We start from the raw sequence: 15,700 nt of genomic DNA on the forward strand, positions 1-15,700 counted from the left end.
ATTTCATAATAAAAAACTGTAAAAAAAATAACGAGTCCCTTAACGTACAGGAAGCGCTTGAAAAATATGTCTATACGCACAATTTTCTTTTTTTGATATGGTGACCCCATCGCCATCAAGCTAAGGTTTTGAAGTACCCACTAAATGAAATTTTTCTTTCTCTACAGTTAGTTATTTTGAGAAGTCATCTCATTTTTTTGTTTTTGGGGTGTTTCTTTTTCTTAAGTTGATGGATGTGGGGTCTCGCCACATATCCATCAAGTTATCTAAATAAAATACCCTCTAAAAATTAAGGGTATTCAAAAATAAAAATAGACATTTATTTACTTCGTTTGTTATAATTCAAACAAAATAAAAAAACGTTTACGTTTTACACTTAACGATATCAAATTTACTGGAGGGGACAAAGATGAAAAAAGCACTTTACATCAATATAGGTGGAGAAGGACACTTAAATCCAACGTTAGGATTAGTACAGGATTTAGTACAACGTGGAGACAACATTGTCTATTATTCATCAAATGATTTTAAAGAAAAAATCAAAAAAGCAGGTGCACAATTCCGTCCTATCAATCAAGAGGCACAAAGAGAGCTTTCGGAAACTATGAATCTTATGACTTCCCATCCTCAAGAGTATTTATTACACTTCTTTCATGCTATGGAAAGAATTACTGATTCCATTTTTGAAGAAATCTCCAAAGAAACATACGATTACATCCTCTATGATGCACAGTCTTTACCTGGAAAATGGGTTGCTCACCATAGAGGTTTAGCATCTATTGCAACTTGGACCACGTTTGCTTTTTCACAAGAACTAAAAGAAAATATGAACCTGACAGGAACAAGAAACATAGAACAAAAACAGGAACGTTTAGCCATGCTACAAGCATTTTTGCAATTAGAAGAAATAGCAAAAATGAAACAATATTTAGAAGGAAAATATGAAGTATCTCTATCTGATAATTTTTTACTTTGTCCGGGTTCAGGCGATTTGAATATTGTTTTTACTTCTCGCTATTTCCAAAGAAACAGCAAGGATTTTAAGGATGACTATATTTTTATCGGTCCTTCCATTGCTGAAAATGAAACTCTAAATGATTTTTCGGTTGATGAATTAAAAGGAGAACGTGTGATTTATATTTCTATGGGAACCATAATTAATAATCAGCCTGAATTCTATCAAAAATGTTTTGTCGGTTTAAAAGATCTCAATGCGAAAGTAGTACTTAGTATAGGCAAACAATTAACAGTGGAGCAGCTAGGAGATATACCTGATAATTTTATTGTTGGTAACTATCTTCCACAATTAGATATACTGCGTCAAGCGGATGTATTTATTAGTCATTGTGGAATGAATAGCACAAGTGAATCACTTTATTTTGAAGTACCTCTAGTTATGCTCCCATTTATAAATGATCAGCATACGATTGCTGAGCGAGTATACGAACTTGGCGCAGGATTTATGTTAAATATCCAGCAATTATCGGCCGAGGATTTAAAACGTGCCGTTAATGAAGTGTTGCAGCATTCGATTTACAAAGAGAATGCCAAAAAAATTAGTCAATCATTCCGTGAGGCAGGTGGTTATATCAAAGCTGTTGATGAGATTATTACATTTACTCGTTAATTCTGCTATGTATGCCACTCAAGGCCTATTAACTTAAGAATTTTATAACACCCTATAACAAGAATATAGAAGATAGAAGAAATGCTGGCAGTATCCCATAATCATCAAGCTAAGAAATTAAATACCCCATCACTATCAATTCTTAAGTTGATAGTAATGGGGTACAGCCACACATCCATCAACTTAAGGATTTAGACTATTTTTGAAGTTAAAAGCACGTTACTATTTTCTTATGTTAATGAGAAAGGGTGACGTGTTTTTTATGAATATGAATCAAAAACAAGAATTATCTTTATTCGCTGAAGAGTTATATCGATATATGTCTCCCGCTACACTTAATCAATTAGCCATAGAAGCAGGCGGAATGAAACGAAAACGTAAGTGCCACGGGCACCATTTCTTATCTTTGTGTGTATGGCTAAATCAACAAGTCGCTACTACCTCTCTTACTCAACTATGTAGTCAATTAGAAACTTCAACAGGAGTTTTATTAAGTCCGGAAGGACTTAATCGGCGATTTAACTCTGCTTCTGTAGCCTTCTTTCGAACTGTATTTACTACACTTCTACAAGCTAAAATTGGAGGCGTATCTAAGATTTCTCATTCTCTTTCTTCCTACTTTGAGCGCATTCGCATCCTTGATTCTACAACCTTTCAGGTTCCAGATCGATTCGCATCTACCTATCCTGGTGCCGGAGGATGTAGTCATAAAACTGGTGTGAAAATTCAACTAGAGTATGACTTGTTGAGTGGGGAATTTTCTGATGTGAAAATTGAACCAGGAAAACGAAGTGATCAGGCGTATGGTGCGACTCGAACAGGCATGATACAAAAGAATGAGCTGTATATTCGTGACTTAGGATATTTTCGTCTACAAGACTTTAAGTCTATTCAAGACAAGCAGGGGTATTATTTATCTCGTCTTAAGTTACCAACTAAAATATATAGAAAAGAGTTCGAAACAGTGGTATTTAAAACAAAACCCTCTCAATTGAAACCAGTATATATACAAATTCATTTGGAAGACATTATGAAACAGCTACAACCTGGCCAAGTGTATGAATTACACGATGTATATGTAGGGAGTAAGGACAAATTGCCTACTCGTATTGTAGTTTATAGGTGTACCGAGGAGCAAAAACAGAAACGCCTACGTGACCGAGCTATTCGTGAAAAGAAAAAAGGAATTACATATACAGAGCGTACAAAGCTTTTACAAGGTATTACGGTATATATGACAAACATTCCTACGGAATGGGTACCAAAAGAGAAAATCTATGATTTATATTCATTACGTTGGCAAATTGAGCTGTTATTTAAAATATGGAAATCTTGGTTTCAAATTCATCGTTGTAAATCTATTAAACAAGAGCGATTAGAATGTCATCTTTATGGGCAACTCATTAGTATTCTATTATGTTCTTCTACTATGTTTAAAATGCGAGAACTCCTATTACGTAAGAAACAGAAAGAGCTAAGTGAATATAAAGCGATGTACATAATTAAGGATTATTTTTCACTTTTTTACCAAGCATTACACAAAAACACCCAAGAATTATCAAAGGTTCTCCTTCGTCTGTTTAACCTCCTACAGCACAACGGACGAAAATCTCATCGATACGAGAAAAAGACAGTCTTTGATATTTTGGGTGTTGTTTATGAGTATACCACTTCTACTCATCAGGTAGCATAGTAAAAAATTGAAACCCGTCAGGGTTTATTTGATATGCCCGCTTTTATAAAATCTACAAAAGATAATAAAAAACTATATGGAAAGACCGCATTTTGTTTAAAAATATACCTTAAGTTGATGGATGTGGGGCGGTACCCCATGCCCATCAAGCTAAGATTTTTAATTAACCCCATGACGAAAAGTTTACCCCGCCACAGTTATTTATGAGATTTTGCCTCATTTTTTCGTTTTTGGGAATAATTAATTTCTTAAGTTGATGGGTAAGTATGATTCCCCTTATATAACAAAATAGGAACCTATCATATTTCATAATAGGTTCCTTCTTTAAATGCAAAAATTTAAGATGTATCATATTATCTTTAGAATCGTTCCCGTTTTCATAAAGATCTTACAAAGTCGAATTTTTTGTATTATTTTAGCTGGCTGTTGGTTTCTCATCAGCATCATGATTCAATCTAGGATAAAATATCTACTGCCTTTTGTTAGGTAGTGCATAATAGCCAAAAGCTAAATCTAGCAAAGCACTTGCTTCTTGACGCAGTAACAGGTCTTTCGGACGGAACATAAAGGATCCGTCAGCATTAATGGAAGTATCAGGGTCTAGAATTCCTTGGGAGGCAAGTGCCTGAATCGATTGGACTGCCCAGTCATCTGCGGCATCCAGTAATTTAACTTTAATAGCTTTGTCAGGTTGAATCGTTTTCAAGTCTTGAATTTGCTTTACGTTTTGAATCATGGTTGCTGCGACCTGTCGGGTAATCGGAGTAGCACGATTATACTCTGGAATTCCATTCATAATTTTTTTCCTTGCCTCTTTTGATTCGTCTGGAAAACCGTTCCATCCATGAGCAAGTAACAACGTATCCGCAAACTCTCCTTGTGTCATGGTTTCCATCGGGTTGAATAGATTACCTGTTTTAGCACCCATAATATTTAGAGCATGAAGATTATCAATGTGACTTTTATAGCTACTCTTTTGTGGAACGTCATCAAAAGGTGGTTTGTTGTTAATTTTCTGGGCATCTGCTACAAAATCAAGGCTTTTAGGAGAATTGTAGTGAAAATATGTGATTTCTCCAGCTGAATTCTTTTTGAAAGCAACTTTGTTGCCTTCCGAATCTTCAAATAACAACGGATGAATCATTTTGAGAACTTGTTTTCCAGTTAGTCCACCCTCCATGACTAAATTCCCATTTTCATAAGTAAAATGAGTGCGAATTGTAGCGAAACGCGTATTTTGGAATAAGCCCAAGTATTTATGAGCTTCTTTCTCCTCTAACGGGAGATAACTTGTTTTTACTTCATTCTTCTTAGCAGGGAAATAGTGATCCATGAGAGCTTCATATACATCTATACTCATCATTGAATCATTATTATAAGACATGAAGAATGCTGTTTTTTGTTCGGGCACTAAAATCATCAGTGATTGATGTCCAGGCATACTTCCCCCTTTCATTACAACGTGTTGACCGTTAGCAAATTTATTAAAAGGCGTTTCAAATCCAATTGTCGCAACAGGGTTGGTCTTATCATCAAAAACTTGATAATCATGCATCATATCCATACTTTTTTTACTTACAATTTCTTTGTCTTTAAACTTCCCTTTCTGTAGTTGCATAATCATGTATTTTGACATGTCTTCCGCAGTAGATAAAATGCTTCCTTGTGGTGTATCCCTTAAACCGCTCCCACTTGTTGGAATCGGATCGCCAGTGGGACCATAATGTGTAGCCATTCTTTCGAGAAGATCAGGTGTAAAGCTCATACTTGTAGATTTCATATCTAATGGTTTAAAAACATTCTTTTCCATATATTTTGAGAAAGGGGTGTTAGTAACATTCTCTACTGCAAACCCTGCGAGCGCAAATGAGACGTTATCATACGTATAAACTTCCCCTGGCGGCCGTACCACCGTTGGCATGTGTTTAGAGAAAAATTCCTTCATTGATATGCTGTTTTCGTCATCGGTATATTCAGGTCCAGTTATATTTGTAAGGTCGGGAAAATCAAATCCGCTGGTATAAGTGAGCATATCAAACAGTGTTAGAGTTTTCCCTGTTTGATTAGGTATTTGTAATCCACCAAGATATTTTTGTACGTCTTGATCTAGTTTAATATTTCCTTTATCGACTTGTTGCATCACAGCCAAGGCAGTAAAAGTTTTTGAGATTGAAGCAATTTGAAAGACCGTATCCTTAGTAACGGGAATTTTCTTTTCTTTATCAGCATATCCATACCCTTTATTAACAACAACCTTTCCATCATGAACGACGACAAAACTAGAACCATTCACATTATACTTCTTCATTTTTTCCTCAAATAATGGATCAGCAAAAGATTCTATTTCTTTTTTATTATTCGGTCCTTTCATCATTTCAATATTAGTTGTGGATGCCGATGGTTTTGATGTTTCTCCTTCTAATGATTGTTGGGAACATGCAGAAATCATGGTTGAAGAAGATAGAAGAATTGCAACGATCCCCAGTTTATTAATTGCTTGTTTCATTTTTGAACGCTCCTTTATTTAATTGAGATTTTTTGTTAGCTCAACGAGTTAGCGACTCACTAGCTTATGAACAGAGTGTAGCAAGCGGCGAGTCATAGTAGATAGTGAACTTCTGTCATATTTATAAAGAAAAACAAAAATTGAGTGGATGAGGCTGTATTGATAGTTATGTCATAAAAGTTATGACATTTTGACACTAACGTATGTGACAGAAAAACCCTTAGAATCAAGGAGCAGTTTATTACCCATTAATAATAAATGAGGAGGGAAGAGCTTCATTGTGTATGTTAAAAAATAAAGAGACGTGAAAGAGGAAACAGGTATGACCTATTTATGAAAAACAAGCCAGTAACAAGAGTGTTTCAAGGATAAAGTAATTTCTAGGGTTAACAATTAACATACATGTGGAAAAAGAGGGACTTACTTAGGACAGAATGGAGTTTGTAAAAATAATAATTATGAATATGATTACGAATTCAATTCTGGCTTGTAGTCATTGGTGGAGATAATAGCTGTGTGATTAATACGAAACAGCAAGTAACTAACTATACAATTTAAATAGAGGAGAGGATACTTTATGAAAACAAGCAGTAAAATTACATGTGCAAGTCTATCACTTTTAATTGCTGGAAGTTCCCTGTTATACATAACACCAGCCTCAATTGTAAAAGCAGAATCCACGCAAAATGTATCTAGTTCGTTACAAACAGGTACTCAAAGCAATCGTACTTCCGTTAAGAAAGCAATGCGGGATGCACTGCAACTTGGATACCCTGGAATTCTCGCTCAAATTTCTAAGGGCGGTAAAACGTGGAGTTATGCCGCTGGTATAGCGGATCTGAGAACCAAGAAGCCAATGAAAACAGATTTTCGCTTTCGCATTGGTAGTACGACGAAGACATTCATTGCAACAGTGCTACTTCAATTAGCTGGAGAAAACCGCTTGAATTTAGACGACTCCATTGAAAAATGGTTGCCTGGTGTTATTCAAGGAAACGGATATGATAGTAACCAGATTACTATCAGGCAGATATTGAATCATACAAGTGGTATCGCTGAATACACAAAGTCAAAAGACTTTGATATGAAAGATACAAAAAAAGCGTATACAGCTGAAGAATTCGTAAAGATGGGGATTTCTCTTCCCCCAGACTTTGCTCCAGGAAAGGGCTGGTCTTATTCAAACACAGGATACGTATTACTGGGTATCCTTATTGAAAAAGTAACTGGAAATAGCTATGCGGAAGAGGTTGAAAGTCGAATTATTGAACCTCTGGAATTGTCAAATACATTCCTACCTGGCAATTCAACGGTTATTCCAGGCACCAAGCATGCCCGTGGATATGAAAGATATGACGGAGCAAGTGAGCTAAAAGACGTTACTTATTCTAACCCAGGTAGCTCGGATGGAGATATAATTTCTACTGCTGACGATTTAAACAAATTTTTCTCTTACTTACTCAGTGGCAAATTACTGAAGGAACAGCAACTAAAACAAATGCTTACTACAGTTCCTACAGGAACAGAAGGAATCGATGGATATGGTCTTGGAATCTATGAAACTAAACTTCAAAACGGTGTCTCGATATGGGGACACGCAGGCGGTGTTCCAGGGTTTTCTACTTTTGCTGGAGGCACGCTTGGAGGCAAGCATACATTGGCCATCAATTTGAATGGTCATAAAACTAGTCGTTCTGATCCTTTTAAAAATATTTTACTTGCTGAATTCAGCAAGTAGGTAAAAAGGAAAACCGGATAAATTTTGTCATAGTTTTTATAGTTTAAAATATACCTTTCTGGTTCAAAAAAACAACTTCCTTTTAAATTTTTTTTGAAATTAAGGTGGTAAATGCTAATAAGCTAATAAAACAAAATCCTCCGTAACATAAAAAAACGTTATTCTTTTTCTAGAATCATAGAAAAGGATAGCGTTTTTTTACATTTGGAGGTAAAGCAATTTCTTAAGTTGATGAGTAGGTATGATTCCCTTATATAACAAAATAGGAACCTATCATATTTCATAATAGGTTCCTTCTTCAAATGTATCGGGTTATGCTTCGAATCGTTTCCATAAGGATATTATAAAGTTGAATTTCTTGTTATATTTTGGCTTGACGCTGATGGGATACCATCAGCCAATTTTTTTATGATTCAATTTAGGATAAATATCTAGCAAGCGATGAGCCATAGTCAATAGTGAGCTTTTTGTCATATTTATAAAGGATAACAAAAATTGAGTGGATAAGGCTGTATTGATAGTTATGTCATACAAACCATGACATTTTGACACTACCGTATGTGACAGAAAAATATTTAGAATTAAAAAGTAGCTTTTAACGCATTAGCAATAAATGAGGAGGAGATATTTTAATGATGAAAGCATCAGCTCAAAAAAATTTGCAAGATTTTTATTTTTTGTTATTTACCTTTGTATCCGGATTCTTTTACTTTTGTTTCTATCTAGTCAGCATTACATTTGCATTAGTAATGACGATTATCTTTTTGGGTATTCCCTTGTTGGCTTGGGTACTGCAAACAACTCATACGTTTGTTCAGTATGAACGTATTCAGACGAAGATTTATACAGATATATCGATAGGGTTATTCGAACCCAGAATAAAAGAGGAGGGAGATAAATGGATTAAAGCGATGGATACAATCCTTAATAATAGCAACTGGAGGACTATCTTTTGGCTCATGCAGAAATTTTTTGTCGGAATAATGAGTCTTATATGTGCTGTTTTACTGTATGTAATGCCGCTAGTTTGTATCGTTACACCATTACTTTTTCGATATTTTAATATATACTTATTGGGCATTGCTGTGAATTCATGGGAGACAGCAATTTTTGTCATGATTGTTGGTTTTATTCTTATCTGGATACATAATCTTATTGGAAACCGCTTAGTTCGAATTATTGGAATGTACACGCGTTCCATGTTTAAAGCTATAAAGGAGTGATAATTTGTTTAAGACTTTGAAACTATGGTTCTGGTACGATTGGGCCTTACTTTGTATACGTTTTATTATTTGGCTATCATTGATATCAACAACTATCCAACAACAAGATCATTTGACAGTACCACTTTGGATCATAATTCTTTGGGAAATCGTTTCATTTTCAGTACCTTGGATCTGTTTAATGTTCAGTTATCGCTATTATTTGTTTACTGAAATAATATTATTTGGCGGAGTGTGTTTCTATTTAACTTTATTATTTCCGTCAGCGTATCTTACTTTTTTAATGCCAACTTTTATGATTGCGGCAAATAGCGCTCATAAATCTTACCGCTGGTCGGGTCCTATCACAATTATTTTGTTCCCGTTGCTCATTGCGATATTTTCCAAAGTAACAGATTTATGGGTAATCATCCTACAACTCAGTTTAGCTTTTGCTATGGGCTCTTTCTTTCGTTTACTGGCTATTAATTACCGTCAAAGTGAAACTATTCGGAACCAGAAACATGTATTGGAACAATACGTATCCCAAGTTGAGCGGATTACATTACTTGAGGAACGTGATAGGCTCTCAAAAGACTTACACGATACGATGGGGCATTCCTATACCTCAATTATTATGGGGATGGAAACATTACGTATGGAATTAAAGTCTAAAGAAGGGGAGCAACAGCTCGATTCATTATTACAATTGGCCCGTAACAGTATGGAAGAAGTAAGACTGTATTTACATCAATTGGATTTATCACAAGAATCGCTTCCCTTAGCTGTCACATTACAACAATTGACAGAGGAATTTAAGAAACATGCAAAAGTAAATGTACGTACTCGAATAATAGGGGAAGAGTATATGGCCTCCAAACAATCAAAAATGACACTATATCGGAGCTTGCAGGAATCACTAACAAATGCTGTTCGCCATGGGCATTCCACAGAAATCATTGTGTCACTTCACTTTGAACCACAACAGATAAGATTGGATGTGCAGGATAATGGCTGTGGGGTAGAAGAGTGGAAGGATGGCTTTGGATTAACTGCAATGAAAGAGCGTGTGAGTCAGTCGCAAGGAAGAGTCATTGTTTATTCCAAAAAAGGGGAAGGGACATTAATTTCATGTGTTTTACCGAAACAAGTACAACTGTCTAATGAACAAATCCGCCTGTGTATTGTCGATGATCATTCTTTTATCCGAGAAAGTCTTCATACAATTTTGGATGGACAGGAGGATTTACAAGTAGTGGGAATGGCTGAAGATGGAGAACGGGCTTTGGAATTGTGTGAGAGACTAAAACCAGATGTAGTATTAATGGATTTAGAGATGCCAAATCTGGATGGGGTTCATGCGACTAAAATGATTAAGGAAAAATGGCCGGACATTCGTGTACTCATTCTGTCAACCTTTCAGAATACAGAAAGGGCAAAAGAAATCATACGAAATGGTGCGGATGGATATTTATTGAAATCCATAGATTCGCGTGAACTAGCTGAATCAATTCGTCTAGTCTATCGAGGAGGCACGATGATTAATCATGGCTTGTTCCATAGAATGTGGGAAGAAAATGAAGAAAAAGGATCATTTGAATCACGATCAGATGGAAAAGAGTATGGATTAACGAAACGAGAACTAGAGATTTTGGAACTATTATCACAAGGCAGCCGTTATAAAACAATAGCTTCGACGCTTTACTTGTCAAACGGTACAGTAAGAAATTACGCCTCCAATCTCTATGAGAAGCTAGGAGTCAAAAATCGAGAAGAAGCCGTGCAAAAGGCAAAAGACAAAGGATTACTTTTGTAAGCTGGAATGTAATCAACAGCTAGGGTATGTGAACAATTCTATATTTAAATCATATTGGAATGATGCTAAAGATAATCCGAAATTGAAGTTTCCAAATAGGCCTGCGTACCCAGCCTGAAGATAATTATCCCATAGTTGGATTTCATAATCCGATATGTGGTCTCATTGGATAGACTAGACAATCAAACGTTTACTTTTTCGCTTACATTCTCACTGATATTTTTTATATGTAGTATTGTTTTTTTTGTCATTTGGAGTAGGTAATACAAAAGAGTGCCAATTGCATTCAATATGAGGAAGATAACAGGTTAATATATTTCTAATCATTTAAAGTGAAGGGTATGTGATTGAGATGAATAATACATATAATGAAAAGACACATACATCGATTAAACAATTATTTAACAAGTTTTCAGCAAAAGATCCTGGTTTTGCATATATCGCTAGTTTCGATAGCGGAGTAACTTATAAAGGTGCAGTTGGCTTAGCTTCTATAGAGAAAAATCAACCCATAACTACTAAAAATGTTTTTAATATTGCTTCAGTTTCTAAACCACATACAGCGTTTTCTATATTACTCTTAGAACAAGAGGGAAAATTGAATTTAGGTGATTCAATTGTAAAGTTTGTCCCCTCTATAGGAGCATATACTGAACCTGTAACATTGAGACACCTAATTCATCACACGGGTGAACTAGTTGATTATTAAGAAATTGTAAGATAAGCTCATTTCATTAAATAGCGTCACAACACATCACTATCAGGCTAATATTTTGGAGTATCCCCAAAATGAAAGTTTTATCTTTCTATAGTTGTCTACAAAAATTCATTTCATTTTTTCATTTTGGGAAACAAGGAATTTCTTAAGTTGATGGGCATGTGGCGGTATCCCTTATTATAAAAGGGTATTAAGTTGCGGTTTTGAGAGGTGTAAATTTTATATTTTTATTTCACTTTTTTGCATTCATCTTTTAATCAGATGAATGCTTTTTTTAATACATAATAAAAAAAAACCAGAAAAACTGTCACAAAATCCGTTTTTCTGGTTTCTATATAATACAGGCATCAAATTGAGAGTGAGGTTTTAACTAACATGTTAACCATAGAAAACGAAGAAAGTCATGCTTCTGATATGACTTTTGAAGATTTATTTAAGCAATACTATGTTTACGCTGTAAAACAGATCATATGGATTGTTAAAGAACAATCTATTGCTGAAGAGTTAGCACAAGAAGTATTTTTACAATTATATCGTAGTGATTGGAAAGCAATTGAAAACATACCTGGATGGTTGATTAAATCTTCTACTTATGTAGCTTATAACCATTTGCGATCTGAAAAAAGGCATCAAGCCAAGATTGATAAAGAAATAAAATACCATGAAGTACAAAATGTCTCATCATTAGACGATGATTGGATAAGAAAAGAAGAAATTACAAAAGTACAAACGATACTAACTAAAATGAATAAGCGAGAACGAACCCTTTTACTAATGAAATTCTCTGACTTTCAATATAAAGAAATTGCAGAAGTACTTCAAATTGAAATATCTTCTATTGGAACTTTATTAGTCCGAGCCAAAATGAAATTTCGCAAGATTTATAAACAAATGGAGGAGGCATAACAAATGAAATGTTATGATATCGGATTTATTCAAACATATATTGATGGAGAACTTTCTCATGATACAAGGAAGGAATTCACAAAACACCTAGATACATGTAAAGCATGCCAAGATTTATTAGTAGAAATAAGTAAATTAGACCAATGGGAGAACGTAATGCTAGATGAAGAATCGGCACATTCACCACAAGAAATCAAAATTGATGTTGAACAAGCATGGAAAACATTTGAAAGTCGTTCAAAACTAGACAATGTTTCTAATATAAATAATAAAAAGCAACAGAAGAAGGGAATTTTTACAGACATGAATAAAAAATCAAAACGTTTCATTTATACAGCAGTAGCGGCAGCAGGACTATTTACAATAGCAATGATTCCGCAAGTACAAGTGGCAGCTACAAATGTTGCCTCATATTTTTCTGATGCAGTTACAAATGATAAGGTTGTAAATGAGGGAGGTACAGATAAAAATGGTGTCACAATAGATGGAATGAAGAATGGTAAATATATTCCTATTGATGAAAAAATTACAGATCAAGGTATTACAGTACATTTCAAAGAATTATATATCGCAGATTCACGTATTTCAGTTCATTATAGAATGGAAAAAGCTGATGGAAGTTTAGTACCATTTGAATTTGATACAAATGGATTAGATATAAAAAGTGATGGAAAAATAAACGGACAACAAGAAGAGAATCAAGAATACAACACAGAAAATGGTATGTTTTCACAATTATCATTTATTCAAGGAGAAGATAATTTACCGTTTGAATTAATGTCAGAAGGTAAAAAATTAGAGCATGTAGGAATTCGTGATAAAGATAAACCAGAAGGTGTCGTTACATTTGTTGAAGGTCCTGAAGCAAAAGACGCTTTTAAACAACCCCTTACGTTAAATGTAAATATAAATAAAATTGGAAAAGCATCGGGATCTTGGAAAGATCAAATCCAAATTGATACTTCGCATTTAACAAGTAAAAAAAATTAAAATGAGAAAAAGAATAGAACGATTTGTATCTAATGCTCAGTTTATATGTTTTCTTGTTTTTCTTACATTCATTTCTTATATTGTTTTTACTCTATCTTTTATTTATGATTTAAGACTTTTACAAGACAAAGGCTCCACAAAAAAGTAATAAAATAAATAACCGATTCCTTAACATACAAGGAATCGGTTATTTGTGTCTAAACGCACAATTTTCTTTTTTTGATATGGTGATCCCTAACTGGTGAAAGATAGGTTATTTTTTGTAAATTCCTTTTCTCCATACCCACTCAATAGGACCAAAGCGGAAATATTTACTCCAAATTTTGCTGAATATAATTTGTACAAAGATAATCAAAAGCCCGAAGATACATAGTTGCCAGTAATATATGTGTGAGACATCTTTAAAGTAAAACGAAAGAATGATAAGAGTTAGTATACTTTGGGTAATGTAATTCGTTAAAGCATACTTGCCTACGTTCATAAGGGGGTGCAGCCACTCTATATATTTTTTATTCTCACAAACTCTCAGTAGAGTACAAATATAGAATATAGCTAGCATTTTCCCTCCAAATAGAATCCATAGTTGTACATCCTGAGAGTAATAGACATCTGTTTTTATAAAGTAGTAGATAATAGGACAAGAGAGAAGGCATGAGATACATAACGAACTCCACTGTAAAAATCTAATTTTCTTTATTAATTCTGGTACCCTTTTAAAAATATTTTTCTTACCAGCCCATAACCCTATTAAAAATAAGCCTATATATTCCGGAATTCCTATTAGTAGTTGCTGGAATTCCTGAGTCATTAGAAAGAAAAGACGTGCTTTTACTTGATGAGAATAATGTATAAATAGATTTACAGTGTGATTGGTAGTGTTACCTGTAAACATATATTGATAGTAATTTGGTACTTCAGTAATAGAAGAACTTGCTCGTAAAAATACAATAATATGTAATACATAACTAACCGTTAGGAAACTACAACCAGCTATAAAAATAAGCTTAGTAGATCGCTTATAAAAGAACAATAGAATAAATCCAGCTATAGCATACGCATGTAGAATATCTCCATACCATAGAAAGGTGAAATGGAGTAAACCGAAGACTAGTAAAATACAAATTCTCCGGGTAAATAGTCTATACATGGGATATCCTTTTGCTTCTGTATTTTTCATAAAGATGTAAAATCCTACTCCAAATAAGAATGCGAAAATAGTATAGAACTTTGCTTGAATAAATAAATCTACTAAAAAGCGAATTACTTTATCTATACCGGAGTAACCCGCTTGATTAAAGGGATCTAGTCCCGTCATAGTGGGGAGATTCGCAAATAGGATACATAGTATAGCTATACCCCTTATTATGTCTAAAGAATGAATACGGGCGTTTTGTTTCATGTTAATTCTCCTTTCTCCCAAAGAAAAACGAGCACTATACTAGCTAGCGCTCGAATTACGTCTTGCAAAGAATCCATCATATGTAGCAGCTGAAACAGCTCCTTCTAGACGTTCAACTTCTTCACCTCTGTTATAAGCTACAATAACTGGAGTACCTGGAATGTCGAACTCTTGAAAGGCACTTTGATTTTCTGGTGTAGAGATATCAATACGATAGATGGTTCTATCATGCTTTTTTGACATACTATTTATATCTGGTGCAGCTTTTTTACAAAAATGACAGGTAGGTTGATAGTAATACGCAATGAACTCTTCATGGGATTGTATTTTTCCCTTTAATTCTTCTTTTGAAATATCTTTTATATTTTCAGGTGCTTCTTTTACATTTGCAGCAGATACAATTGTTTGTTCAGGTGTTATAGTTTCTGTATTGACTGATTCATTCTTAGTTAAAGTAAAGATCGCAATACAAGCAACACATAAAGTAGTAACAATTGCTCCAATTTTGTAGACTTTTTTCATAGTAAACTCCTCCTTAAAGTAAAAAAAAGGACAAACCCCGCCCGAGTTAACTGGGCGTAAGGTTTGTCCTTCACGCTACGTACAATAGAGTATAAACAATGGAAACAAATTTTCTATCTATATAATACCATAAAATTTATATAGAATGCTATAGGAATTTTAAAAGAAAACAACTCAATTCATATAATTTCACGCACCAGATTAAATAAACAAAATCCAACAAACATAACATTAAGGGGATTCTCCTTGCTTCATCATACTTATAGTGACAATATAAAACGCTATTAAGCATAAAAATACGCAACAAACAACGTCTCAAAAAGTGTGTGTATTAATGAAGTGTGGCATAAGTGCATTTTGATACTTTTTGAAGTAGTTTATGATGCAAAAATAATCTATATCTAAAGGTGTACCTTTTGTAGTTCTTTTTTCAAGATGGTTCATATGTAAAAAGCAAAACTAAGTTTACACATTTTAATAAATTGTAAAACAAGCCGTTAAATATCCAAATAAAACCCAGTAATATCATGGACATGTACCGATATCACTGAGTTTTATGAGTTTAACATTTTGTATGTTTTAT

The 15,700-nt window shown here is 34.1% G+C and carries 10 protein-coding genes and 1 pseudogene; 8 read left to right on the forward strand and 3 right to left on the reverse strand.

Annotated elements, in window-relative coordinates; translation table 11 throughout:
* The first annotated feature begins 409 nt into the window (after positions 1–409).
* On the forward strand, positions 410–1,627 hold the full coding sequence (locus tag AXW78_RS28210) for a macrolide family glycosyltransferase (RefSeq protein WP_046945795.1): 1,218 nt from the start codon (positions 410–412) through the stop codon (positions 1,625–1,627).
* Positions 1,628–1,889: 262 nt separating this feature from the next.
* Positions 1,890–3,320, forward strand: a complete 1,431-nt coding sequence (locus AXW78_RS28215) for an IS4 family transposase (RefSeq protein ID WP_129542650.1) — start codon at positions 1,890–1,892, stop codon at positions 3,318–3,320.
* Between the two features lie 469 nt (positions 3,321–3,789).
* On the opposite strand, the gene AXW78_RS28220 is transcribed toward AXW78_RS28215, so the two are convergent.
* Positions 3,790–5,826 carry a serine hydrolase domain-containing protein gene (locus tag AXW78_RS28220; RefSeq protein WP_000806258.1) on the reverse strand — a complete coding sequence of 679 codons (2,037 nt, stop codon included), beginning with the start codon at positions 5,824–5,826 and terminating at the stop codon, positions 3,790–3,792.
* Positions 5,827–6,403: 577 nt separating this feature from the next.
* Between AXW78_RS28220 and AXW78_RS28225 the strand changes: the two genes are divergently transcribed.
* The 6 genes and pseudogenes from AXW78_RS28225 to AXW78_RS28250 all read left to right on the forward strand — a co-directional run bounded on the left by AXW78_RS28225 (position 6,404) and on the right by AXW78_RS28250 (position 13,196).
* Entirely contained in the window at positions 6,404–7,564 is a 1,161-nt protein-coding gene (locus tag AXW78_RS28225; protein ID WP_061884964.1) for a serine hydrolase domain-containing protein, read from the forward strand.
* A gap of 632 nt (positions 7,565–8,196) precedes the next feature.
* Positions 8,197–8,787: a sensor domain-containing protein gene (locus AXW78_RS28230; RefSeq protein ID WP_061884965.1), complete on the forward strand. Its 591-nt coding sequence runs from the start codon at positions 8,197–8,199 to the stop codon at positions 8,785–8,787.
* A gap of 4 nt (positions 8,788–8,791) precedes the next feature.
* On the forward strand, positions 8,792–10,582 hold the full coding sequence (locus AXW78_RS28235) for a helix-turn-helix transcriptional regulator (RefSeq protein WP_000477308.1): 1,791 nt from the start codon (positions 8,792–8,794) through the stop codon (positions 10,580–10,582).
* A 352-nt stretch (positions 10,583–10,934) separates the two neighbouring features.
* Positions 10,935–11,288, forward strand: a pseudogene (locus AXW78_RS28240) (serine hydrolase domain-containing protein); the annotation flags it as partial.
* A 387-nt stretch (positions 11,289–11,675) separates the two neighbouring features.
* Positions 11,676–12,206, forward strand: a complete 531-nt coding sequence (locus AXW78_RS28245) for an RNA polymerase sigma factor SigX (RefSeq protein WP_000955507.1) — start codon at positions 11,676–11,678, stop codon at positions 12,204–12,206.
* Between the two features lie 3 nt (positions 12,207–12,209).
* Positions 12,210–13,196 carry a DUF4179 domain-containing protein gene (locus tag AXW78_RS28250; protein ID WP_000650426.1) on the forward strand — a complete coding sequence of 329 codons (987 nt, stop codon included), beginning with the start codon at positions 12,210–12,212 and terminating at the stop codon, positions 13,194–13,196.
* A gap of 253 nt (positions 13,197–13,449) precedes the next feature.
* On the opposite strand, the gene AXW78_RS28255 is transcribed toward AXW78_RS28250, so the two are convergent.
* Both AXW78_RS28255 and AXW78_RS28260 read right to left on the reverse strand, forming a co-directional pair.
* Positions 13,450–14,595, reverse strand: coding sequence for a DUF418 domain-containing protein (locus AXW78_RS28255; protein WP_061884966.1), 1,146 nt, complete (start codon positions 14,593–14,595; stop codon positions 13,450–13,452).
* A 39-nt stretch (positions 14,596–14,634) separates the two neighbouring features.
* A complete protein-coding gene (locus AXW78_RS28260; protein ID WP_061884967.1) occupies positions 14,635–15,117 on the reverse strand; it encodes a thioredoxin family protein in 483 nt (160 codons plus the stop codon).
* Positions 15,118–15,700 lie beyond the last annotated feature (583 nt).

Origin of the sequence: Bacillus thuringiensis, from assembly GCF_001595725.1 — a bacterium.
In the GTDB taxonomy this organism is placed as follows: Bacteria; Bacillota; Bacilli; order Bacillales; family Bacillaceae_G; genus Bacillus_A; species Bacillus_A thuringiensis_K.

Bases quoted from the DNA above. Each gene is read 5' to 3' on its own strand.
- AXW78_RS28210 (WP_046945795.1), top strand. From the start codon at position 410: ATGAAAAAAGCACTTTACATCAATATAGGTGGAGAAGGACACTTAAAT.
- AXW78_RS28215 (WP_129542650.1), top strand. From the start codon at position 1,890: ATGAATATGAATCAAAAACAAGAATTATCTTTATTCGCTGAAGAGTTA.
- AXW78_RS28220 (WP_000806258.1), bottom strand. From the start codon at position 5,826: ATGAAACAAGCAATTAATAAACTGGGGATCGTTGCAATTCTTCTATCT.
- AXW78_RS28225 (WP_061884964.1), top strand. From the start codon at position 6,404: ATGAAAACAAGCAGTAAAATTACATGTGCAAGTCTATCACTTTTAATT.
- AXW78_RS28230 (WP_061884965.1), top strand. From the start codon at position 8,197: ATGATGAAAGCATCAGCTCAAAAAAATTTGCAAGATTTTTATTTTTTG.
- AXW78_RS28245 (WP_000955507.1), top strand. From the start codon at position 11,676: ATGTTAACCATAGAAAACGAAGAAAGTCATGCTTCTGATATGACTTTT.
- AXW78_RS28250 (WP_000650426.1), top strand. From the start codon at position 12,210: ATGAAATGTTATGATATCGGATTTATTCAAACATATATTGATGGAGAA.
- AXW78_RS28255 (WP_061884966.1), bottom strand. From the start codon at position 14,595: ATGAAACAAAACGCCCGTATTCATTCTTTAGACATAATAAGGGGTATA.
- AXW78_RS28260 (WP_061884967.1), bottom strand. From the start codon at position 15,117: ATGAAAAAAGTCTACAAAATTGGAGCAATTGTTACTACTTTATGTGTT.